Annotated in this window: 18 protein-coding genes; 6 read left to right on the top strand and 12 right to left on the bottom strand. The window is 36.3% G+C overall.

From position 1 onward, the window contains the following. Positions 1-114: 114 nt before the first annotated feature. From NST00_RS01550 to NST00_RS01560, 3 genes are read left to right on the top strand one after another with little or no spacing between them, the layout of a single operon-like run. Positions 115-492, top strand: a complete 378-nt coding sequence (locus NST00_RS01550; RefSeq protein ID WP_016837682.1) for a GntR family transcriptional regulator — start codon at positions 115-117, stop codon at positions 490-492. After that, positions 492-1373, top strand: a complete 882-nt coding sequence (locus NST00_RS01555; protein WP_016837681.1) for an ABC transporter ATP-binding protein — start codon at positions 492-494, stop codon at positions 1371-1373. Before NST00_RS01550 ends, NST00_RS01555 begins: the two co-directional genes overlap by 1 nt. Beyond that, positions 1354-1959 carry an ABC-2 transporter permease gene (locus tag NST00_RS01560; protein WP_339289408.1) on the top strand — a complete coding sequence of 202 codons (606 nt, stop codon included), beginning with the start codon at positions 1354-1356 and terminating at the stop codon, positions 1957-1959. The genes NST00_RS01555 and NST00_RS01560 overlap by 20 nt, the downstream gene beginning before the upstream one ends. Before the next feature lie 819 nt (positions 1960-2778). Here the strand turns inward: NST00_RS01560 and NST00_RS01565 are convergent. The 3 genes from NST00_RS01565 to NST00_RS01575 all read right to left on the bottom strand — a co-directional run bounded on the left by NST00_RS01565 (position 2779) and on the right by NST00_RS01575 (position 7357). After that, positions 2779-4611, bottom strand: coding sequence for an ABC transporter ATP-binding protein (locus NST00_RS01565; RefSeq protein WP_340710141.1), 1833 nt, complete (start codon positions 4609-4611; stop codon positions 2779-2781). Then, positions 4611-6335 carry an ABC transporter ATP-binding protein gene (locus NST00_RS01570; protein WP_016837678.1) on the bottom strand — a complete coding sequence of 575 codons (1725 nt, stop codon included), beginning with the start codon at positions 6333-6335 and terminating at the stop codon, positions 4611-4613. Before NST00_RS01570 ends, NST00_RS01565 begins: the two co-directional genes overlap by 1 nt. A gap of 110 nt (positions 6336-6445) precedes the next feature. Then, positions 6446-7357 carry a DMT family transporter gene (locus NST00_RS01575; protein ID WP_016837677.1) on the bottom strand — a complete coding sequence of 304 codons (912 nt, stop codon included), beginning with the start codon at positions 7355-7357 and terminating at the stop codon, positions 6446-6448. 184 nt (positions 7358-7541) lie between these two features. On the opposite strand from NST00_RS01575, the gene NST00_RS01580 reads away from it, so the two are divergent. Beyond that, a complete protein-coding gene (locus NST00_RS01580; RefSeq protein WP_340709542.1) occupies positions 7542-9554 on the top strand; it encodes an EAL domain-containing protein in 2013 nt (670 codons plus the stop codon). A gap of 51 nt (positions 9555-9605) precedes the next feature. Here the strand turns inward: NST00_RS01580 and NST00_RS01585 are convergent, their stop codons facing one another. Then, the gene (locus tag NST00_RS01585; RefSeq protein ID WP_016837675.1) at positions 9606-10085 is read right to left on the bottom strand and encodes a threonine/serine exporter family protein; all 480 of its coding nucleotides are present in this window, start codon (positions 10083-10085) and stop codon (positions 9606-9608) included. Positions 10086-10097: 12 nt separating this feature from the next. After that, positions 10098-10847, bottom strand: coding sequence for a threonine/serine exporter family protein (locus NST00_RS01590; RefSeq protein WP_016837674.1), 750 nt, complete (start codon positions 10845-10847; stop codon positions 10098-10100). 118 nt (positions 10848-10965) lie between these two features. Here NST00_RS01590 and NST00_RS01595 point away from each other — a divergent pair, with 118 nt between their 5' ends. Continuing rightward, positions 10966-12366, top strand: a complete 1401-nt coding sequence (locus tag NST00_RS01595) for a polysaccharide deacetylase family protein (RefSeq protein ID WP_210730730.1) — start codon at positions 10966-10968, stop codon at positions 12364-12366. 388 nt (positions 12367-12754) lie between these two features. Here NST00_RS01595 and NST00_RS01600 read toward each other — a convergent pair whose 3' ends face one another. From NST00_RS01600 to NST00_RS01610, 3 genes are all read right to left on the bottom strand, one after another. Further along, a complete protein-coding gene (locus tag NST00_RS01600) occupies positions 12755-14923 on the bottom strand; it encodes a beta-propeller domain-containing protein (protein WP_340709543.1) in 2169 nt (722 codons plus the stop codon). Between the two features lie 265 nt (positions 14924-15188). Beyond that, a complete protein-coding gene (locus tag NST00_RS01605; protein WP_340709544.1) occupies positions 15189-16358 on the bottom strand; it encodes a saccharopine dehydrogenase family protein in 1170 nt (389 codons plus the stop codon). A 21-nt stretch (positions 16359-16379) separates the two neighbouring features. Continuing rightward, positions 16380-17858, bottom strand: a complete 1479-nt coding sequence (locus tag NST00_RS01610) for an aldehyde dehydrogenase family protein (protein ID WP_016837670.1) — start codon at positions 17856-17858, stop codon at positions 16380-16382. 173 nt (positions 17859-18031) lie between these two features. Here NST00_RS01610 and NST00_RS01615 point away from each other — a divergent pair, with 173 nt between their 5' ends. Further along, positions 18032-18829, top strand: a complete 798-nt coding sequence (locus NST00_RS01615; protein WP_016837669.1) for a TIGR00266 family protein — start codon at positions 18032-18034, stop codon at positions 18827-18829. 650 nt (positions 18830-19479) lie between these two features. On the opposite strand, the gene NST00_RS01620 is transcribed toward NST00_RS01615, so the two are convergent. The 4 genes from NST00_RS01620 to tnpA all read right to left on the bottom strand — a co-directional run bounded on the left by NST00_RS01620 (position 19480) and on the right by tnpA (position 23892). Beyond that, positions 19480-19818, bottom strand: a complete 339-nt coding sequence (locus tag NST00_RS01620; RefSeq protein ID WP_339289414.1) for a hypothetical protein — start codon at positions 19816-19818, stop codon at positions 19480-19482. A 566-nt stretch (positions 19819-20384) separates the two neighbouring features. After that, the gene (locus NST00_RS01625; RefSeq protein ID WP_016837667.1) at positions 20385-21215 is read right to left on the bottom strand and encodes an undecaprenyl-diphosphate phosphatase; all 831 of its coding nucleotides are present in this window, start codon (positions 21213-21215) and stop codon (positions 20385-20387) included. A gap of 253 nt (positions 21216-21468) precedes the next feature. Further along, positions 21469-22725 carry a group II intron reverse transcriptase/maturase gene (gene ltrA / locus NST00_RS01630; RefSeq protein ID WP_340710142.1) on the bottom strand — a complete coding sequence of 419 codons (1257 nt, stop codon included), beginning with the start codon at positions 22723-22725 and terminating at the stop codon, positions 21469-21471. Between the two features lie 681 nt (positions 22726-23406). Then, positions 23407-23892, bottom strand: a complete 486-nt coding sequence (tnpA, locus tag NST00_RS01635) for an IS200/IS605 family transposase (RefSeq protein WP_168412743.1) — start codon at positions 23890-23892, stop codon at positions 23407-23409. Positions 23893-23960: the final 68 nt, after the last annotated feature.

Genomic DNA, 23960 nt, shown 5'->3' on the forward strand with positions numbered 1-23960 from the left:
TTCACCCATTTTTATCATAAGGAAATACCCTAAAAAGGTATTGTTTGCCAATTCAATAATGTGTAAAATGTATATATATAATATATACATTTTTTTTTCGAGAGAGGTTTTTGCATGCAAGTTATAATTTCGAACCAATCTAAAGAACCGATTTATAGGCAAATTTATGCTCAAATAAAGAAACAAATTTTAACGAATGAACTAAAACCTGGCGAGTCCCTGCCTTCCATGCGTCAATTAGCGAAGGATTTAAATATAAGTGTCATTACAACAAAGCGAGCATATGAAGAACTTGAAAATGATGGCTTTATTTACTCAATAGTTGGAAAAGGATCGTTTGTATGTGAACAAAATAATGAAATGATTCTGGAAAGGAAAATGAAAGTCATTGAAGAACAACTTTTGTCTGCAATTCAAAATAGTAAAGAAGTAGGGATAGAATTAGAAGAATTAAAAGAACTTCTTACATTGTTATATAAGGAGGATACATGATGGAAAATGTAATTGAATTACAGCATGTATATAAGGCTTTTAAAGGATTTGAATTGAAAGACTTATCTATCTCAGTTAAGAAAGGCTTTGTTACAGGGTTTATTGGTGGTAATGGGGCAGGAAAATCCACAACCATCAAGCTGATAATGAATTTGTTAAAACCGGATAGTGGAACAATTTCTATTTTTGGTATGGATTATAAAAAAAATGAAAAAGAAATAAAACAACGAATCGGCTTTGTGTTCGATAGTAACATTTTTTATGAAAATATTACATTGGCTGAAATGAAGAAAATTATTAAACCTGCCTATCGTAAATGGGATGATACCTTATTTAATCAATATGTAGATATGTTTGAACTGCCTTTAAAGAAAAATTTAAAAACCTTTTCAAAAGGGATGAAGATGAAAGCCTCATTAACCATCGCATTATCCCACCATGCTGAGTTAATTATCATGGATGAACCTACATCGGGATTAGATCCAATCATTCGCAGTGAATTATTAAATATCCTACACAACCTTATGCAGAATGGAGAAAGAACAATCCTTTTTTCAACGCACATTACGACAGATTTAGATCGAATAGCAGATTATATAACCTTTATTCATAATGGGCAACATATCTTTACAAAAGAGTATTATAAAATCGAAGAGGAATTCGCAATAGTAAAAGGAGGAACGAATCTATTAGATCGTGATACAGAACAAGAATTTATCGGAATTCATAAAACTAATCACGGATTCCGAGCATTGACAGCGAATAAACAACGTACAAAAAATATTTTTGGTGATACGGTCATTATAGAGAAACCGACACTTGAGGATATTATGCTATATACAAAGAAAGGGGAAGAGATAGATGCTAAATCTTATTCGTAAAGATATGATATTACAGAAGAAAACATTGCCATTCATGTTGTTATTTTTGTTTATCTATTTATTTGTAAATGTTTCTACTTCTTGGGTGGCTATCGTTTTTTGTATTGTAATCATCATGAATGCTTTTCAAACGGATGAAACATCGTCAGCCAATCTGCTTTTAAATTCTTTACCATATACACGAAAGGAAATTGTCAGTTCAAAGTATATTGGTGCGCTAATTTTTATTTTTCTTACTCTGCTGACTATTTTTATAGGAAATTGGATGATTCATAGAGAAATCATGCAATGGGAAGTATTATTGTTCATTACGAGCATTGTAATGGGTTTAATTTCATTTGCTTTCCCATTTTCTTATCTATTTAACAGTAAATATTTATTGATTGGATTTGGTGGTGTGTTTGTTATTTATATGGTTACCCTAAGTTTTATACCTAATTTGAATGATAGAGTAAGAGAGGTAGTCCAAACGGTACTATCTTTGGATAATTCCCTGTTTTATCTTGCCATAATATTATCGGCTGCACTTCTTTATGTTCTTTCGTGGATACTCTCGATTCGAATATATAGTAGAAAAGTTTTTTAAAGACGATTGTTAAAAGGATTTTTAAAATTTGACGTAACATCTAAAAAGTCCTGAAAATAAAATTATGGAAATGTTTGAAATCAGGTTACATCCTTATATAAGGATATTGTTAGTTATGTTTTATTAACCTAAATGTTATTTAATACAGAGAGGGATATTGATAGGCTGATAATCAAAAATCGGTTCCGTTTTTTAAAAATATTGAGTATCTGCTATTGGAGTATTTTTATTGTCATAGATATTTTGTATTATATCTGAAACAACAAGGTGGATACCAAATTATAGAAAGATTGATGGAATTTTGGGGGATTTTAGTTTGGTACGTAATATTTAGTAATTTACCCAGTTCATATCTTGGATATATTTCCTTATCCATATCGTTCACCTCTTTCTATTTTTCTAAATAAGCTTTGTCAATTGTTGAAACTCTGTTATCATAAGCCTCACGAATAGTATTAATAGCCACTTTCATATTTTCAATTGCCGTTTTTTCATCAACATAGGCTAGAGCAGAGTTGATGTCAATAATCCCCTTTCATATTAATTTACTATCCTTAGATTCTAAGAGTGAGGTAGGATTTGTATATAGCTTTAAGTAATCTATCTTAACCAAATTACGATTGATTTGGGAGAAATATTTTAATTGAGTAAAAGTTCATATATAGCATGTTTAGGGTGTGATTTTAAATTGTAATTAACCCAAAACTGGTTATACAAATTCTGACAAGCATGGTGGAAACTGATTTCACACACCGCAGAATCAAAAATTGATAAAAGATTATGATAATGATGTGAGGGTGTTTAGAAAGTTACACCTTTCTAAACACCCCCTCCTTTTGATTGTTTTAACATATTTGCATAAATTCCATCTTTTTCGATTAATTCTTGCTGAGACCCCGATTCTGCAATTCTTCCGTCTTTCATCACAAACACGATATCTGCATGACGAACGGTATTTAATCGATGGGCGATGACAAAGCTAGTTCGTCCTTTCATTAACTCCTCTAATGCCTCTTGAATTTTCTTTTCCGTTACAGTATCGATGCTACTTGTCGCTTCATCCAATAACAAAATTGCAGGATTCGCTAAAAATGCTCTTGCAATCGATAACAATTGTTTTTGACCTTGCGAAATTTCACTACCATCCGCTTTTAACACCGTGTCATAGCCTTTTGGCAACTTCATAATGAAATCATGAGCATTGGCTTTTTTTGCTGCATCCACCACTTCTTCATCGGTTGCATCAAGCCTTCCATAACGGATATTTTCTCGAACAGACGCTTCGAATAAAAAGGGATCTTGCAACACAAAAGCCATTTGTCGTCGCAACGTTTGCCGCTTATAATCGCGAATATTCTTTCCATCAATGAGAATTTCACCGCTATTTGCGTCGTAAAAGCGGGCAATCAATAACATCGTTGTCGTCTTCCCGGCTCCAGTAGGCCCAACAAGCGCCACCGTTTGACCTGGTTGAACACGGAAATTCAAATTATGCAATGTATCAGATTTGTTTTTTGACTCGTATTTAAAAGACACATTTCGAAACTCTACTTCACCTCGAATTAGGTAATCATCAGGTAGGTTTCCTCGGTCCTCTTCCATCTCCTCATCCATAATTGAAAAAACTCGCTCTGCCCCTGCAATTGCTGATAATACGGTATTGATTTGGTTCGCTAAATCATTTAATGGTCGGGTAAATTGCCGAGCGTATTCTGTAAAAATCACAATAGTTCCGATTGTTACCCACCCGTAATACGCAAAAATTCCTCCGATTCCGGCGATAATAGCAAAACTCATATTGTTTAGAAAATTAAAGACTTTTGGAATATAACCTGAATATACAAGCGCCCAAAATCCAACGTTCTTTAGACGTTTACTTTTCATATAAAAATCCTGTTTCACGTGGTCCTCTTGAGAAAAAGCCTTCACAATACTTTGACCAGAAATCGTTTCTTCAATCATCCCGTTTAAATCTCCAAGAGCTTCTTGCTGCGCTTTAAACAACTTGCTCGTTCTTTTCGTAATCCATCTCATTGCTATAAACATAAGCGGGATGACGATCATTGTAATGAGTGTTAAAGACGGGCTTAAATAGAGCATCACGATGATTGTGCCGGCAAGGGTTAAAAGGCTCGAAAACACTTGAATAAAAGACGTATTTAGCGTAGCACTCACCGTTTCAATATCATTTGTCAAACGGCTCATAATTTCTCCATGCTGCCTTTTATCAAAATAAGAGATTGGGAGCTTTAACAAATGTTTAAAAGCACCAGTCCTCATTCTGTATACCGTTGTTTGTGCAATGCCTACCATCCAATAGTTTTGCATAAACAATGTCACTGCATAAACAATGTACACACCAATTAGCACACCAATCATCGGAACCATACGTTGAAATTCTTTCGGAATAACAAAATGGTCAATGATATATCCCATCAAAAAAGGTCCTAATAACCCGGCAATCGAACTGATGATGACCATGATGAAAACTGCAATCAACAACCCTCTTTGTTCATCCACTAATTTCCAAATACGAAGGAGCGTTCTTTTCCAATCGCTTGCTCTAGGACCTTTGTGTTTTTTCTCCGCGTTGCGTAAATCTTCTTTCGTCAAAATCGGTTCGTACCCAAAAGGTTTTTTGAACATTTCCATCATTCATCACCTACCTGTTCCTCTTGGGTGCTGGCGATTTGTTGATAAAGCTTGCTACTTTTCATCAATTCGTCATGTGTACCGATAGCAACAATCTTTCCTTCATCTAACAATACAATGCGATCTGCCCCTTTTGCTGTATGGATTTTTTGAGTCACAACGAGCATCGTCGCCTCTGTATCTTTTAAGGCATCCCATAAAGCAGCTTCCGTCTTTACATCGAGAGCGCTTGTACTATCATCTAGTATTAAAATTTGAGGCTTTCGAATAATCGCCCTTGCAATCGATAATCTCTGTTTCTGGCCACCGGATAAATTGACGCCCTTTTGGCCAACCCTTGTTTTATACTGTTCAGGAAAATTGAGTATCGTATCGTGGATTTGTGCCTTTGTCGTAGCAGCCACAACTTCACGATGTTCTGCCATTCTTTTCCCCCACTTTACATTGTTTTCAATCGAACCTGTAAATAACAATGCCTTTTGGGGAACATAACCAATCATGTTACGTAAATCCTTCAATGACCAATCGGAAATATTTCTTCCGTTAACTACAATTTCTCCTTTACTGGGTTCATAAAAACGGGGAATTAAACTAAGTAACGTGGTTTTGCCAGAGCCAGTCGTCCCCATTATCGCCAATTTTTCTCCTTGCTTTACTTCGAAAGAAATATCTTGAAGGACTAATTTTTTTGTATTTGGATACTTAAAGGAAACGCCTTTAAAACGAACCGTTCCGAATTCCTCTTTCGGTGTTTCCGTCCCGCTTTTTTCTTCTTCCAGCCCCTCTTCCATGACTAATATTTCCGCCATTCGTTCACTGGAAGCTTTAGCTCGAGTAAACCCGTTTAAAATAAAGGCAAACATTCCGAAGTATCCTGTAATACGTAAAGCGTAGTTGACAACTGCCACTAATTCCCCCACTTGCGCCTCGTTCATGCTTACTTCACGTGCACCATACCAAATAGCAAGCAGTAAACTCACATTCAGCACAAAACTCATGATGGGCATCATTAACTCCATCATTCGGAGAGCTTTCATCGTATCCAGTTTTAAATCTTCGGCTATCCGGTTAAATTTTTCCGTTTCGTAGGCATTTCGCATATAAGCTTTCACTAAATAAATCGCTTGTAAACTTTCTTGAAGCGCACGATTCACTCGATCCATTCGACGTTGTACTTGTCCAAATAAAAGACTCCCGTTTTTTACAATTATATATAAAAAAATAGTGAGAATCGGTGTACCAATCATTAATATCATCGCCATCTTGGCATTAACGAAAAACACCATTACAAGGCTCAGTACAACCGCTAAAGGAGCACGAATCATAATGCGCAGACTCATAAATAAAATGCTTTGTACTTGTTGAACATCGTTGGTGAGCCTTGTAATCAAACTGGATGTTGGATATTTCAAAAAAGTTGTCATGGAGAATGATTGAATTTTTCTAAATAAAGCATTTCGTAAATCCAAAGCAAAACTTTGTGCCGCATGTGCAGCGAAATATGTATTTACAATTCCGCATAAAAAGGCTAAAGATGCAATTCCTATCAACATGCATCCCCATAAGAAAATCACATGAAAATCCTTTAAGACAATACCTTCATCAATAATTTTGGCGATGATGATCGGTTGTGCCAATTCAGCTACAAGTTCTAACAACATTAATCCTAAGGCAATTAGCGCAAACCATTTATATGGCTTTAAATAACTCAAAACAACTTTCACAAACCCACCCCAATCTATAAAACAACGCCAAATTCATTTTTAAATCAAAGTGCATTGCTCCCAAACATTTGGGAACATTTATCTCGCTAAATCGTACCATTTATTCAGCGCTAATTTTTATTGTATTTTTCCGCTTTTTCACTCGCTACTGAAATCCACGTTACGCATGCTAACATAAGAAGTATTCCAATTGCTTGCCATAGACCAAATCTTGTTGAAAATACAATCATCGAAATAACCATTGTAGTGAGCGGCTCCATTGTGGATAATATACTCGTTAATACCGGGCTAATATAATTCATGCTGCTTAAAAACATAACAAAAGCTGCGGTACTAAAGAAAATGATACTAAACATAGAAATCAATAATTTAATATCGAAGAGCAACCCCCATTCATCGCTTTGCCAAATAAACGATCCCATTCCTAACACGACTCCACCAATCAACATTCCCCAACCAACTACAAGTAAAACCCCCCACTCTGCCATTAAACGTGCAGGATATAACGTATAAATAGCGAAAGTAATTCCTAGTACAAGACCCCAAAAAAGCGCTTCACGACTAACCAATAACTGATCAATTTTCGCGTTTGTTAGTAATAAAAATAACCCAAGCAGCGTACCAAGGACACCTAATATTTGGTATTTAGGGGGCCATGTTCGAACTTTAATAGATGTATAAGCAAGAATAAAAAGTGGCCCTAGAAACTGCAATAGTGTTGCAAAAACCGCATTGCTACTTTGAATGGTCATTGTGAAAGAAAATTGTAGCCCAAGCATACCGGCTACGCTATATATAACAAGTTGGCGACTCCAATATATTGTTTTCCAAACAGCCATAACTGAATTATTGGTAAATTGTAAAAATGATAAAATCGCTACTCCAGCAACAAGCAATCGAACAGTAAGAAAAAAATTCACCGTCATACCTGAATCTTTTAAAATCCACTCTGTTAGTGGCCCTGTTGCCCCCCACAGCATTGCTCCTATGATGATTAATATAATTCCTTTTAAATGTTGCATAGCATGAACTTCCTTTTTATAATATAGAATTATTATTGTAACAATTTACTATTTTTATAGGCCCATTTTAGTATCATTGTTTAATGTCAAAAAATTGATAGTCCTACAATAGTGACTATTGACTTCAAAATAATTTATAATAAATATGGTATAAAATTACGGTATGCAAGGAGACGGAATTAGGATGAACCTTAATATAACGCAAAGCTATGATGAAAACTTGCTACTGAAAGCTCCCTTCCCATCTTTTGCATTAAATGTAAATGCAGATACAATCACTTGGAACACCATATGTGAACAATATTTTGGTTACACAAAACAGGACTTTCAGAGTGTTGATTCATTAAAAGAACAATTATTTTCTACTTTATCTGAAAATACTTGGCAGCGCATACTGAATGCTCAAGAATACATTCGATTAAATCATATACAACTGATTCATAAAAATGAAACGCTTATCAAAGCAGACGTAATCGTTTTCCCATGCACGATTAACAACAATCGTTGCATTGTTTTTTATTGCTTACCAGAACACCAATTTTCTCAGTTAGGAGAATCTGACCAAGAACTATCTGATTTAAAGAGTGGGCTTCTCTCATCCTTTATGATGGTTACGTTAGATCATGAAGGATTTATTGTTAGCTGTAATCCTTTATTCTTAAAAACAAGTAAATGGACGCCAAAACGAGTGTTAAGAAAAACCTTTTGGCAACTATTCCCTGATACAGAAGAAAGCCATGAAATAGCTGATACTATATGGAATACTATATCTCAAGGGAAAATTTGGCAAGGCGATGTACAAAAAATGAAAAAAACCGGTGAAACTTATTGGGTACATTTAACTGCCATTCCCACTTATTCTCATAGTGAACAAAAATATCGCTACATATTAATAGAGCAAGATATTACAAATGAAAAAGAATTGCAACATAAACTCGAAAAAATTGCTTACGTTGATGCAGAAACTGGTTTAATGAATGTCCATCGCTTAGAAAACGTTGTAAAAGAAATGATTGCAGAGCAACAACAATTTTACTTCGTTTATTTGAGTATCGATAAATTCTACACGTTGAAGGAACTTCATCATGTTGAGCTGGACAACAACTTTATTTTAGAGTTCACGAAACGCTTAAAAATTTACTTCCAGGATAGTTTACTCGCTCGCATAAACGAAAGTGATTTTGTTGTGATTACTCCCCTTGGCGAATGGTTTATCCAAGGATTTTTATCCTATTTAAAACAAAATCCAATTTACCTTGGCAATCGTGCAATGCCGATTACAATCAGCGGTGGAATTACTCGTTCTCCGCAAGATCAATCGAACTTTACTCAATTAATGAACGCTTCTCTTGCAACGATTGCTAATGTTCGCGAAGCTGGTGGAGATAATATATTATCTCTTTCTGAAGCTGCCCATAAAAAATTAAATCGGAAATCCATCATTGAAAAACGTTTGTTAATGGCGCTCGATCAGCATAATTTAAAGGTATTGTATCAGCCGCAAGTAGATTTAAAAACAGGACAAATTTATGCGGTCGAAGCTCTTGTGAGATGGGATGACGAAGAAATTGGCGTAGTTAGTCCCGACGAATTAATCCCAATTGCTGAAGAAACTGGTTTAATTAACGATATCGGTTCTTTTGTGATTGAAGAAGCATGTCAACAAGCAGCTAAATGGAAAAAACAAGGCCTCGAATTAAAAGTAGGGATTAACTTATCTGTTCGAGAATTTAGGGATAAAAACATGGCAAAATTCATATTAGATACATTGACGAAAACAGGTTGTCCTGCTCATCTCATACAAATCGAAATTACAGAAAAGTTTGCATTAGAAGCTGAAGCGGAAACATCCATCATTCAACAAATGCGTAAATTAGAAGAGGAAGGCATTACCTTTGTATTGGACGACTTTGGAACAGGTTATGCTTCATTCCGATACATGCAACTTTTACCGATTAATACATTAAAAATCGACCAAACTTTTGTTCATTCACTTACGCAATCCGAAAAAACGCAACGCTTAATTAAGGGCATTGTTCATTTCGGAAAATCCATGAACTTGACAGTGTTAGCTGAAGGTGTAGAAACAAATGAACAAAAAGAACTGTTAGAACAATATGAATGCGATGCTATACAAGGATTTTTAATCAGTAAACCTGTTACAGCAGACAATATACCTCAGCTTTTATCTTCTTAAATAAAAAAGGCTACTCCTTAGTGTTTTGAGTAGCCTTTTTAAATAATGCATTTATTGTCGTCTTTTATTTCGACTAAAAGATTGCATAGAAGTCAGACTATTCCTCATAAATTGAACGAACAATTGAAATATAACTTCAGAAAAAACAATCCCCATAGCAATTGCCCCTGAAATTAAAAACGCACGAATTCCGGTTTCCAATCCTAAAGTATAATTTTGCTCCACAAAATAACGCAATGTATTATATGCAAGCCCACCAGGTACTAAAGGAATAATCCCTGAGACAATAAAAACAATCATCGGAGATTTTAATCTTCTTGCAAATCCTTGTGCACAGATTGCGACAACGAAAGCCCCTAAAAAAGAAGCGAATACTTCTGTTAATTGTAATTGCAAGGCACTATAAAAAATCATCCATCCAACAGCCCCGACTAATCCGCAATAAGGAATCGCTTTAATCGGAGCGTTAAAAATCACACAAAGACTCGCTGTTGCAAGGAAACTAAAAATCAACTGAATTACATATTCCATATCCATTACTCCTTAATAAAATGCCACAACCACTGCAACACCCGAACCGATAGCAAAAGCCGTTAAAAACGCTTCTGTCCCTTTCGCAATGCCAGCGGTTAAATGACCCGCCATCATATCTCGAACAGCATTTGTAATTAATACCCCAGGAACGAGTGGCATTACGCCACTAATGATAATTTTATCGATTTCATTTCCATAACCGAGTTTAACAGTAGAAAATGCCACGAGCGCAATGACAAAAGAAGCGAAGAATTCAGAGAAAAATTTCACTTTCGTTAAATGTTGAATGGCCAATAATGCAAGGTAACCTGTGCCCCCTGCTATAAAAGCTGCTGGCATATCAAACCAAGTCCCTTTAAATAAAATTAAAAAGCAAGCACTTGATACGGCAGCCATTAAAATTTGCAACCAAATTGGCAAAAAATAATTTGTTTTTTGTATCATTCTTAGCTCGTCATACGCTTCATCTAATGTTATTATTTTAAGTGTAAGCTTCCTAGAAACATTATTTACTTTCGCAATTTTATGCAAGTCTGTAATACGGCTTGAAATGGATATAATTTTTGTTTTTTGTTGTTTACCAAGGGAAAGAATAATCCCCGTAGGTGTTACATAACTTTGGGCGTCTAAATTTTGGGAGCGAGCCATTCTGAGCATCGTATCCTCTACTCGATAAGTCTCAGCACCGCTTTCCATCATAATTTGTCCCGCTAACAATAAGCAATCTAACGCCAATTCATCATTCTTTTCATTTACCATTGCTTTATTCTCCCTTTCTTCTTTGCATCATACCGAACGGAAAGGCAAATCTCAAGTACATATCTTTTTCAACTTAAATAAAACCACCTTTTGATAACTATAGAGAGGAGAGCCATAGATGAGACAGCGGAAGTCAAAACGCCGCGCATGGATTGACTTAATATTGATTGGTTCCATCATTGCGTTAACTACGATTATTGTTATTACAATTTCCATAACGGGACAGTTTAAATTCCAAAAACCAACCGTTTCTGCTACAACAAAATATCCGGAGATTCCCTCTCTAATTGATGAAACAGATTCAAAATTTCCGGAAATCCGAATCGTTTCCGAATCGTCAATGAATAGCTTAATACCATATTCGATAGATTACCCAAAAACACCTTTTGATCTGGTGAATGAACAGATTACTAAATACATAAAAGATTCGAAGCGAGATTATATCACTTCACTAAACGAGAAAAATCATGTAAATAAAGTAAAAACGATTGGTGACTTAGACATCTCCACAGAAATTCACCTATTTAACAATCAGTTTTACTCAATCGTATTAAAGAAACGGCTATCGCTGAACCGAGTTTCTTATAAAGAAACCTATAAAACCATTGTATTTAATAAAGAAACCGGAGAGTTAATCGATTCTAGTACATTATTAAACAAAGATATCGGGCATTTAGGTTTGTTAGCTGAATTCATTCAAGCTGAACTAAAGGAATATTATGGTAAAGAAATAATCGATGAAAAACTAGTGCAAACAACAGTACCTAATTGGAATAATTTCAATCGCTTTGCCATAACGAGCGAATCGGTTATATTTTACTTTAACCAAGGAGAACTTGCTGAAGAACATGCAGGTCCTGCAACGATTAATATCCCAATCTATTACTTGAATCCTATTTTAGCATCCGCATTCCAAAGCGAAGTGAAAAGCAATGTAACTATTGTGACTCCTAAAACAGACCGCAAAAAAGTAGCTTTAACTTTTGATGACGGACCACATCCACAAGTGACGATGCAAATCTTAAACACCCTTGAAAAGTACGGTGCAAAGGCAACGTTTTTCATGCTTGGAAAACAAGTGGAAAACCATAAAGATATCGTACATGAAGTGTTAAATCGCGGTCATGAAATTGGTAACCATACATATAACCATCCAGTATTAACGAAACAAAGCACCTCTCAAGTTTCTTGGCAAGTCGATTATACAAGTCAAGTGATATATGATGTGATTGGAGAATATCCTACTCTATTTAGACCTCCTTATGGTGCTACTAATTCATACGTTGAAAGTTTAATTGATGTACCTGTTATTTTATGGACAATTGATACTTACGACTGGAAATACCGCGATTCAAATAAATTATTGCCAATCATAAAAGCAAACTTGCACGATGGAGCAATCATATTAATGCACGATATTCATCAGTCAACAGCAGACGGGCTTGAAAGCGTATTAGCATATTTGCAACAAGAAGGCTATGAATGTGTGACGGTAAGCGAAATATTAAACATTCATTGAATATGAAAAATCCCCTTAGCAATGATGAAGCTTGGGGATTTTTTGTATTTATGTAGAAACAACTTGGTAGATTGTGTCCATGTGTGATGTACTATCTACTTGTGCAGATGCATCTCCCACACATGTAGATAGAACTGCACTGGTGCGGATGTTTACCTCCCTCGTGTGGATAGGACTCGCACTGGTACGGATTTATGGATTTATACTTCGCTTGTGTGGATATCCCTCTACTTGTGTGGATACTTTCCCCTCTCGTGCAGATTGTCTATTCTATCATGTGGATATTTCCTCTGCTTGTTCTGATCACTTATCTACTCAAGTTGATTTACTTGTAATATTCCCTTCTTAATAAAAAATCTGCTCTTCAACCAGAGCAGATTTTTTGAACTTATTTGATTTTCATTTGTCCAATTGATTCAAAAGTTTTCAAATCATAGCTTTTAATTTCTTTCGGTGATATTGTATACAAGGCATCATCAATATACACTAAACGAGATATGCTTGATTCCCAATCTTCATACAATTCATTGGCTTTCGCAGGTGTAATTAAGTTTCCTTTTAACTGAATCCCCTTCTCTGTTGTAATTTCATACACTAACGCACCCAATCCTTTATATTTCACATCCTCATTCTTTCCTTCTTCATACAATATCACTGGGAATCCATAATAATTTAAAGCTTCATTTCTAAAAAGTGCTTTGTGATTATATTGCACTTCCGAATAAGTTCCGCGTCCTCCAATAATAACCATATCTTGTTCTTTTGGATTCGCGAAATCAGATACATCAAATAAAGAAATTTTCATTCCCTTTGTTACAGTAAACGGTTCCTTCGACCATGAATCCATCCGTTGTTCTGTATCATAGCCGATTCCGACTAAATGGTTTTCATCAAGCGGATGTAAATAGTTGCTGAAGCCCGGAATTTTTAATTCACCTAATACTTTTGGATTGCTCGGTTCTGCCGTATCAATTACAAAGAGTGGATCTGTCTCTTTAAATGTCACAATATACGCCTTATCGCCCATAAAACGAACGGAATAAATGCGTTCGCCTTTCGCTAACCCTGTAACTTCTCCTACTTTCTTCAAGTTCTCATCTAAAATGAATAGATGGTTTTTGGAATTCGCTTGACTACCCCAAGCAACTCCTTCCGTTGTTGCAATGCGGAAATATCCGTTATGTTCATCCATAGAGAATTGATTTAATACATTCCCTTTCACTGTACCTGTCCCAGTAAATTCAATATTTGTTCCATCAATTGCAAATTTATAAATGTTCGTTTTTGGCTCACCTGATTGTATAGGAGCTATTGACTTTTCTGCTTCAGAATCAGAAGTCGTCACTCTTAAATCGATTGGCAAAGGCACTGCCATTCCATAATCAAAAGCTGTTAAATATAATGCATTTTTAGACATGTATAGAGTAGAACTACTACCTAAATATCCTTTAGTATTTACTTCTTTAGATGTTAAATTGTTCAAATCAATCGCTGAAATTATAGTATAAGATGGTTCTGTAGAGCTTGGAATAATCGAGATTTTCTCAATTTCCAAAGGATTGGATTCATCATCTTCAACAATGTATGGTCTTAGCTCGACCTCTGCATCTTTCATTATCCAATAATTTGGTGTATAGTTTGAAACAATGTAAAGTACACCGCTATATTTACGAACACCATTCATGTAACCTTCTTGACCAAATTCCTTTACCAGTTTTGGCTTGGAAGCGTCACTGACATCATAAATCGCTGCTTTTGTAAACGTTTTTCCGCCATAATACTCTTTATGGCTATTTCGTGGATCTTCTACAAACTCATCCAATAAGATGATTAAATAATTTCCTTCTTTCATTAACTGATGAGGATAGCCGTTGCCTTTTAGTTGAATCGTTGCAACCTGTTTTAAGTTTTTCGGATTTTGTGCATCAACAATTTTAATTTGCTGTTCTACAGTTGCATAAATATATTTGCCATCAGTAATAACGACATCGCCCTCATCAATTCCTTCGACTTGATTATTCGTTGTCGAATGGTTTCCTCCACTTGAAGCAGTATCTGCTTCAGTTGATTGTTTCATCTCAACACGCTCTTCTTCAAAAAATTTCCATTTAACTCCGTTTTGATTATGCTTATTAAGCAATGCTTGGAAATATTCCTCTAATTCTTTAACGGACTTTATGGATTCCAACTTTTCAATCACTTCAAATTCAATTTTTTGATTCTTTAAATTTACCGAAGATTTTCGGAAGGATTTATCTTCAATATGAAGAATGTATTTGCCTATTTTTAAATTTTCAACCGTTAATGTGCGTTGGTTTTTGCTTAATGTAACCGTTGCGTCCACTTTGTTTCCATCTTCATCAGTAACGTACACTTTGCCGCGTTGAATTGCCTGTTCATCTAATGCATGGGAAAGATGAACATCATAAGGCTGCCCATAAAAAACGACGGAAGCTGCATTTACTTCAACCTTTTTTCCGAGCAATATGAAGCTCAGAAACACCCCAAAAACGAGTAGAATGAATCCACTTGCCAAGATCTTGGTTTTATTATTCATCCCATTTCACTCCTTTTTCTTCCTTTTATCAATTAGACTGCCAAAATTCTATATAGTTACATCATTTAAAATGAATTTCCGATTTTGACACTTTTATTTTTATGCTATTAAAGAAGAAAAAGAAAAAACGTGAAGCATTATACTTCACGTTCTAGTGGACATCCAAGTCTTGTTAAAAAAGCAAAAGAACGAATGGGAAAACTCGTTCTTTTCTCCATTCGCTCTTTATACAGAACATTCAGACAAATAATTTTAGAACACGTTTTTACCATTTTACAATCGATGAACGATGAGACGTTTCTTTAATTATAACGCCGCGTTTATTCATTTTTTCAATAAACTCTTTACCTGGTACAATCGTTTCTGGTGGGAACACACCACGTTGTGAAATTGTTCCTTCACCAATCATAATCGCTACGGAAGCAATCGTACCAGCTGTTGCCTGTGCCATTGCCGTCACTTCTGAATTTTCGTCGCGTTTTAAAATCGTTTCATATTCGTATGTGACTTGCTCACCAGATTTTTCACCAACGATAATTGCTCGTAGCACTACCGCATCTTGTTTTTTACCTAAGTACAATTTTTTCTTTAGCGCTTCTCGAACAACGCTGCGTACTTTCACTTCGACACCATCTACATTGACAATATTATCTCGATCGAAGAATCCTAATTCTCTCAATAACTGGAACTTTTCAGCATGCCCTTTATAGCGAACTGTTTTATACTCAAGAGTTTTCACATTCGGGAATGTTTTATATAATGTTGAAGTTCCTCCAGAAGTATAGAATGCCTCTAATGTTCCAAATTGATCGAAGTAAATAGGTTCTACTCCTGAGAGTGACTCCACTTTCACCAATTGTCCATCACGGATAATCTTGGCTGGCTCCGTATAGTGGTCGATGACACCTTCAAGGGAGAAGACACGAGTATAGTTTAATGGAGGTTCAGGTTTTACTGGAATTCCCCCAACATATAGTTGAATGGACTCTACCCTATCCAATTTCGATGCCCCGTATCCAACTAAAATATTAATCATTCCCGGTGCTAAACCTAAATCTGGAATAATCGTTACATTTTTTTCTTTTGCTTGTTCATCTAATTTCAGTACATTTTCTGTTACTTCCCCTATATGTCCCCCTAAATCAACAGAATGTACGCCAACATCAATTGCAGCATTTGCTACACGTTCATTAAACTCATAGAACAATGCGTTAACACACACGTCTCCTTTTGAAATAATATCACGCAATTGTTGTTCGTCTTCTGCATTACAATACACTGCTTCGATTTTTTGTAAATTTGCTTCATTGATAAAATCATTTACCATTTCAATATCTAAATCTGCTAAATAAACTTTTTCTACTTTGTCGCTTGCACTTAAATCTCGCGCAACTTCTCTCCCCATAAGTCCTGCACCTAACACTACTACTTTCATTCCAAACATCCCCTTTTCTTTTTATTTATCTGTATCAATTTGTGCACGCTGAAGCTTGCCACTATAGTCTACATAGATACTTTTCCATTCTGTAAATACGTCTAAAGCGGCTTGACCGGAATCTCGATGGCCATTCCCCGTTCCTTTTGTTCCCCCAAATGGTAAATGAATTTCAGCTCCTATTGTACCTGCATTCACATACACAATCCCCGTATCTAAATCTCGTTGCGCTTTAAAAATTCGATTTACATCTTGAGAGTAAATGGAACTGGATAAACCAAACTTCACACTATTATTGACTTCAATAGCCTCATCCAAGCTATTTACCTCAATAATGCTTAATACCGGTCCAAAAATTTCTTCTTGAGCAATGGTCATATCAGGTTTCACATCTGTAAATATGGTTGGTTCAAAGAAAAATCCTTGGTTATATGGTGGTGTTGTAATAATTTCTCCACCAGTTAATAATCTTGCGCCTTCATTTTTGCCGATTTGCACATAATGATAAATTTTTTCTAAAGCTGCCCGATTTATAACTGGTCCGACTTTCACATCCGGATCAAGACCATTGCCAATCGTTAAATTACTAAGTGCTGCGACTAACCTTTCTTCTAATTCATTTTTCACATTTTTGTGAACAATGACTCGGCTGCAAGCGGTACATCTTTGTCCTGTTGTACCGAAGGCGCTCCATAGAATTCCTTCCACAGCTAAATTTAAATCTGCATCATCCATTACGATAATGGCATTTTTACCACCCATCTCAAGGGAGACTTTCTTCAAATGTCGGCCACCTAATTCTGCGACTTTGCGTCCTGTTTCGTTTGAACCTGTAAAAGAAATCACTTTTACATCTGGATGTTCTATAAGTGCCGTACCAACCGTAGAACCTGACCCAAATACAATATTCACAACTCCTTCAGGCAGGCCAACTTCTTCAAAAATTTTTCCTAATTCATACGCCATGAGAGGGGTTTCGGTAGAAGGTTTCCAAACAACTGTATTACCAGCAACAATCGCAGGAAATGACTTCCACGTAGCAATGGCAATGGGGAAATTCCAAGGTGTTATAATGCCAACAACGCCGACGGGACTTCTTACACTCATTGCAAATTTATTTGGTAATTCGGAGGGAGTCGTCTCACCAAATAATCGTCTGCCTTCACCCGCCATATAAAAAGCCATATCAATGCCCTCTTGCACTTCGCCACGGGCTTCTTCAATCACTTTCCCCATTTCTTTTGTGAGGATTTGAGCTAGATACTCTTTCTTTTCCTTTAATTTATAACCAATTTCATATAAATATTCAGCTCGTTTAGGAGCTGGAATGAGAGCCCATTCTTTTTGAGCTTGTTTTGCTGAACGAACAGCTTCTTCCACTTCATTCTTCGTTGAAAGAGGGACTTTCGCTAATTCCTCACCTGTTGCTGGGTTAATGACTGCAACTTTTTCTAAATCTTGTTCAATCCAACGGCCATTTATATAGTTTTTTAAGTCCATAACACCCTCCTTATATTTTTAATTACTTATTGTACTATTATTCAACATTTTCTCGATAATCCCTTTTTTTTCTCAACAATTCATAAAATGTCTTGAACTAGTTGAAACTTTATCCAAAGGGAAACGTATGAAAATATCGTATATATTAAGTAAATGCTAAAGGAGGCAAGGACATGAATAATCATGAAATTGATTACAAATTATATGGCGATGATATGCAATACGTTGAAGTGGAACTAGATCCGAATGAAACAGTTATTGCTGAAGCCGGGAACTTAATGATGATGGATGATGGCATAAAAATGGAAACAATTTTCGGTGATGGATCTTCTAAAAGCGGTGGAGGATTCATGGGGAAATTAATGGGAGCTGGGAAAAGGCTTCTAACGGGTGAAAGTTTATTTATGACGACCTTCACAAACGTTGGCATGGGGAAAAAAAAGGTATATTTTGCAGCTCCTTATCCAGGTAAAATCATCCCAATGGATTTAAGTAAATTAAATGGTAAAGTAATTTGTCAAAAGGATGCTTTTTTAGCTGCGGCAAAAGGGGTTTCCGTCGGCATCGAATTTCAACGGAAAATCTCTGCTGGGTTCTTCGGTGGAGAAGGATTCATCATGCAAAAACTTGAAGGGGATGGCATGGCGTTTATTCATGCAGGCGGTGCCATTCATCAAAAAGAATTACAGCCAGGTGAAGTTCTTCGAATCGATACAGGCTGCTTTGTCGCAATGACTTCAGAAGTGGATTATAGCATTGAAGCTGTTGGTGGCATTAAAACCGCTCTGTTCGGTGGGGAAGGTATCTTCTTCGCAACTTTACGAGGCCCTGGTACTGTTTGGATTCAATCATTACCATTCTCGAGACTTGCAAGCCGCGTATTCGCAGCAGCTCCTGTTTCCCAAGGCGGAGGAGGAAAAGATAAAGGTGAAGGCGGTATCGGCGGTTTATTTAACTTATTTAATGATTAAAAGATGCAATTTCCAATATTTTTAATGTTGGTTGTGTGGATATTGCTCACTCTTGTGTGGATGACTCCACTACTCGTGTGAATGGTTACTCAACTCGTGTGGATATGACTTACACTTGTGCGGATGATATTTCTACTTGTGTAGATGGTTACTCATCTCGTGTGAATAATGCTCACTCTTGTGTGGATTGCTCCCCTACTTGTGTGGATACATCTTCATCTTGTGCGGATCGTTCTTTACTTGTGTGGATAGGAGCTAATCTTGTGTGGATGACTCCCCTACTCGTGTGGATACACTCGTATCTTGTACGGATGATATCTCTACTCGTGTGGATATGACCTAATAATAAAAGGGCCTCTCCTTATTTAAGGAAAGTGCCCTATATTCGAATAAAGAAAAAGCCCAGCCTTATCTTTTCTCCTATTTCTTTGAGTCCCACAAAATACCCTTAAATGCAAAAAGGCCCCCCTTAATCAAGGAAAACTCTAGATAGCTGAAAGTCGTTTTTTCAATTAACAGGTTTTTACCAGATATCATCTTCTACATATTTTGAAATGTATTATCGTAGAGCAGATTAATAGAAGAGATTGCGGCAAACAATGAAAACTGTACACAGTATTCTTTCGCTTTCTATACCAAATGTGGGATGCCTAGATGTTTTGATGATGCTTTGGCTTTGTTTTCTTAAATCCTAAATAAATTCTTATTATCAACGCTAATCCAAAAATAGAAGTAAAGAAAATTAAAAATATTTCCTTTAAGTAAATTGATAAAACTAAAAGTGTAACTATAAAAAAGAGACTGAATAGACGCCAAATGTTATCTGACTTATCACTTATTTTTACAAAATCAACAAAAATGAAATGAATTATTTCGTATATAAAAAAGCTGATTAATCCCCAGTAAAGCAAACTGTTATTTTCCGGTAATCCGGTTTGATAAACAACAATAAGGAAGACAATAAAAGTAAAATACTTAACGTATTTCATTTGTAAACCAACTCCTTATATGATTCTTAAGAAAGGAGACGTGCATATGAAGGAACTCACAAAAATAGCTAGTGTTAATGTTGAATCAAATAAAGACCAAGATTATATATAAAACGACATTGTTTTTTATAAATCAAAAGTAGATTCTAAAATGATTGAAATAGTTTCAAAATAAAACTACAAATAAAAAATGTTGGTTACTATTACGAAGCCAAACGAATGAAAGATATATTTAAAATCTAAAATTTAACATCCATAAAACATTATTTCATTATTTTAATAAATATGTAAATACTAAACATTTATTCGTTCCTCAACTTAGGTGGATATGACATAACCTTATGCAGATGGCAACCCTACTCGTGTAGATTTATCCTAATCTTGTGCGGATAGTTCCCCTACCCGTGTAGATATTGCTCTCACTTGCGCAGTTGGTTTCCCTATTTCTGTGGATATAAACTAATCTTGTGTGGATATGTCGATACACGACAAAAATGTACATCCTCCCTTTATTTATAAATGTAATGAAAAAAATCCTTTCCCGTTTTGAGAAAGGATTTTTTTCATTACATTACGAATAATACCGCAATCAATACCGCTGCCAACACTAAACGGTAAATAGCAAAAGGTACTAATCGAATACGAGAAATTAATTTTAAGAAAAATTTAATAGCAATTAACGCAAAGATAAATGCACTAATAAATCCGACAGCATAAAACCAAAAATGATCAGGATTAATTTGATCCCAGTTTTTTACTAAAGATAATCCACTAGCTCCTGCCATAATTGGAACAGCCATAATAAACGTAAAGTCCGATGCCGTTTTATGGTCAAGCCCCATCATCACCCCACCGGCAATCGTCGCACCAGAGCGGGAAAAGCCTGGCCATAAAGAAAGACATTGAATTAATCCAATTTTAAATGCTTTACCATAAGATAATTTGTCTAATGAAGTAACTGCTGGTCGTTTTGGTCCAAATTTATCAGCAATAATCATCCAGAAAGCACCTAAAACTAACCCGACAATGACCGTTTCGGTTGTGAATAAATGTTCGTCGATAAAATCTTCAAACAATACGCCAAACACGCCAGCTGGAATAATTCCCACAATTACGTGCATTAAATTAAAACGTTTCGAATATTCTTGTCCATCGATTTTGTATAAACCAACAAGACTTAACATACGTTTCCACATGACGACAACGACCGCCAAAATGGAACCAAGCTGAACAACAATTTTAAATGTATTTGCGGACCCCTGTCCTAAAAATTCCGTCGTCTTTAACCATAGGTCATCCACAATAATCATATGACCTGTAGATGAGACAGGAGCAAATTCCGTCATCCCTTCTACAAACCCGAGGATGAGTGCTTTTAATAATTCAATGAATTCCATAAGACGTAATTCCCCTTACTCTCTTTTCACTCAATTTACAATACACGATACTTTCTAAAATGTCCATCACTTAAAAAACGTAATAATTCCATTTTGGTTTCCATCTTTAATAACCCTTACTACATTATTTATTCTTCCGCTAAAGTATTCCAACTGAATTGACGAACGAAATAATCGAGTAGGAGGGAGCGATTAACTCCCGTCCTCTCACACCACCGTACGTACGGTTCCGTATACGGCGGTTCAATTAAGATCATTGACGCAAGTTTTCATAACGAGCTTCAAGACTTTTCAGCCCTTGGTTTCTCCAATAGGAGTTACCAAGGGTTCTGTGTAATATTGGACTATTTGAAATACGCCAATAACTCTTCCGAGTATTTCCCCATTCATACGCTTGCCATTGTGGTACGCCAAGTTGAATAAGGTTGCGTATCTTTGTTTTCGGTTTCTTCCAGTTCTTCCATAGACACATTCGAAGTCTTCTACGAATCCATTTATCTAATTCAAGGAATATAGATTTGGTGTCTGCTAACGCAAAATATCCACACCATCCCATTAGATATTGATTCAGTTTCTGAATGCGGTATTCCATCGGGTAGGGCATCTTGCGTGATGTGATTTCACGAACTTTATTCTTCATTCGTTTAAGGCTTTCTTTTGCGATACGAACCTTTGGCTCTTTATGATAGGTAAAGCTAAATCCTAGAAACTTACGTTTCCATGGACGGTCGACCGCTGATTTCTTTTCATTTACTTTCAGTCGTAGTTTTCCTTCAATGAATCGTTGAATGCTTGCCATTGTGCGAAGTCCTGCTCGTTTACTTTTCACGTAAATGTTACAGTCATCCGCATATCGAACGAATTTGTGTCCTCTTCTTTCCAATTCTTTATCTAGTTCATCTAGTACAATGTTAGATAGTAGCGGACTTAATGGTCCTCCTTGTGGAGTTCCTTCTAATGTGCTTGACACCACACCATTAATCATGACTCCCGATTGTAAATACTTACGAATCAATTTCAGTAATGGTTTATCTTGGATTCTCTTCGCGAGTGTACCCATTAATCTGTCATGGTTGACCTTATCAAAGAATTTCTCCAAGTCCATATCTACAACCCATCGATGTCCATCTCTTATATATTCTTTCGCTTTCCTCACCGCATCATGGGCACTTCGGTTTGGTCTAAATCCGTAGCTGTTTTCAGAGAATGTAGGGTCATACACTTTTGAAAGTACTTGGGCGATTGCTTGTTGAATCAAACGGTCTGTTACGGTAGGGATTCCTAGTAAACGAACACCGCCGTCAGGTTTCGGGATTTCGACTCTGCGGACTGGCATTGGTTCATAAGTTCCCTTGAGAATTGCCTCCTTAATAGATAGCCAGTTTTCGACTATGTGCTGTCGTAGGTTTTGTACGGGCATCATATCTACTCCGTGGCTTCCTTTATTCTGTTCTACACGTTTTAGTGCTTGAAGCATGTTCTCCCGTGACAGGATTTGATTCAAAAGCATCGTTATTCTCCTTCCGTGAATAGCTGTTCTCTTTATGCCAGTGGTCACTCCACCCTCCAAGAGGTCCCCCACGGGATTCACCGCTTCCTTCCTCAAGTGAGGTACTACGTTTTCTGTTTTCATCATGACTCACTGAATGCCAAGGGCTATTCTCTCTTAATTGTTCGGTCCTTCTTAGTTGTTCTAGACCAACTAATACTATGACCTCTGCTGACTTCTGACGGTTCAGCTACTTATCACTAAGTAGGTTATGAAGAGTACTTCACATATCCGCCAGACCTCCCCGGGTAAGTACATGCACTTTCACACCATCTATCCGCCTCATTTACTCGATATGACCTTCGACAGAAAGAGCTTTGTTTTGTTTTGCAAACTCACTCAATCATACCTAGCCTTATATGAGGTTCGTGTTCCTCGGACCGGTGTTTTGCCTCCAGCTTCCTTCAGATTCCGCGTCACCACGGACACCCTTGCTCTTGGCTAACCTCTACTTCTGTCTTCGGGGTTCGGGACTTACACCCTATAGTTCATGTACATGCCGGGCGCACAAATCAAAACCACCCGTGTGAACGGGTGGTTTGTTCTGCGGCTAGAAGCCTTTATTACTGGCCAACCCCTAAAGGGGCATCGAATGGTTCGCCAACTGCACTACTTTTCCAGCTGACCCTTAAAGGGTCTCTTTTATTTTTTCCTAGGTTTTCGCTTTATCTCTTCACCTGTAAATGGATCGATGAATTCTTCCATACTGAGTTGATCTGCAATGATATCATCTTGTATTTGATTTCGAATATATTCTTCAATTACCTTTTTATTTCTACCTACCGTATCCACATAAAATCCTCTACACCAAAATTTTCTGTTTCCATATCGATACTTTAAATGGGCATGTCGATCGAATATCATCAAACTACTTTTTCCTTTTAAATATCCCACGAATGATGAAACACTTAATTTTGGTGGGATACTGACCAACATATGTATGTGGTCTTTGCATGCGGTAGCTTCAATTATTTCTACGCCTTTTCTTTCACATAGTTGTCTTAATATTTGTCCAATATCTTTCTTTATCTTTCCATAAATTATCTGTCTTCTATATTTTGGTGCAAATACAATGTGATACTTACAATTCCACTTGGTATGTGCTAAACTATTTGTGTCAGAAGACATAATAGGTCCCTCCTTGGTACTAAAATTTGGTTGGCGAACCGAAATTTATTTTAGCATCAAGTGGGATC

It is taken from the genome of Ureibacillus sp. FSL K6-0165, from assembly GCF_038004285.1.
Taxonomy (GTDB): domain Bacteria; phylum Bacillota; class Bacilli; order Bacillales_A; family Planococcaceae; genus Ureibacillus; species Ureibacillus thermosphaericus.